The 1,053-nt window shown below is 71.5% G+C and carries 2 protein-coding genes; both read left to right on the top strand.

The features are described 5' to 3' along the window. On the top strand, positions 1 to 704 hold a 704-nt coding region (locus tag AOK18_RS26475), incomplete at its 5' end, for a glucose-6-phosphate dehydrogenase (RefSeq protein WP_167738748.1). Continuing rightward, the coding region (locus AOK18_RS26470; protein WP_206281596.1) for a glucose-6-phosphate dehydrogenase assembly protein OpcA at positions 701 to 1,053 on the top strand (353 nt) is incomplete at its 3' end. The genes AOK18_RS26475 and AOK18_RS26470, both read left to right, overlap by 4 nt.

Raw genomic sequence — 1,053 nt, 5'->3', positions numbered from 1 at the left:
CGGCCTCCTTCGACGCGGCGTCGCTGCTCACCGAGAAGCTGAAGGTGCTCCGGGCCGTGCGACTCCCGGAGGACCTGGGCCGGCACACCGTGCGCGGGCAGTACGCGGCGGGCTGGCAGGGCGGCAGGCGGGTGCGGGGCTACGCGGAGGAGGACGGCATCGCCGCGGACTCCACCACCGACACGTACGCCGCGGTCAAGCTGGGCGTGGACAACCGCCGCTGGGCGGGCGTCCCCTTCTACCTGCGCACCGGCAAGCGGCTGGGCCGCCGGGTCACGGAGATCGCGGTGGTGTTCCAGCGGGCGCCGCACTCGCCGTTCGGCACGACGGCCACCGAGGAGCTCGGGCAGAACGCCGTCGTCATCCGGGTGCAGCCGGACGAGGGCATGACGGTGCGCTTCGGTTCCAAGGTGCCGGGCACCTCCCTGGAGATCCGGGACGTGACGATGGACTTCGCCTACGGCGAGTCGTTCACCCAGGCCAGCCCGGAGGCGTACGAACGGCTCATCCTCGACGTCCTCCTCGGGGACGCCAACCTGTTCCCCCGCCATCAGGAGGTGGAAGAGTCCTGGAGGATCCTCGACCCGGTCGAGGAGTACTGGGCGTCCCACGGCAGACCGGCCCGGTACGTCTCGGGCAGCTGGGGACCCGCGGAAGCCGACGAGATGCTCGCACGAGACGGACGGAGCTGGCGCAGGCCATGAAGATCGATCTGACCGACACCACGGCAAGCGAGGTCAACAAGGCACTGGTGCGGGGCCGCCGCGCCATCGGCACCCCCGCGGTGGGCATGGTCCTGACGATGGTGCTCGTCACCGACGAGGAGAACGCCTACGACGCGATCAGGGCCGCCGAGGAGGCCTCGCACGAGCATCCCTCACGCATGCTGGTCGTCATCAAGCGGCACGCCCGCACCCCGCGCGAGCGCACCCGGCCGCGGCTGGACGCCGAGGTGCGGGTCGGTTCGGAGACCGGTACGGGCGAGACCGTCGTCCTGCGCACCTACGGCGAGGTCTCCGACCACGCCGACTCCGTGGTGCTGCCGCTGCTGCT

This window comes from Streptomyces prasinopilosus, from assembly GCF_001419695.1.
Taxonomy (GTDB): Bacteria; Actinomycetota; Actinomycetes; order Streptomycetales; family Streptomycetaceae; genus Streptomyces; species Streptomyces prasinopilosus.
The sequence above is the reverse complement of the archived record's forward strand: the minus strand, read 5'-3'. Positions and strand labels throughout refer to the sequence as shown.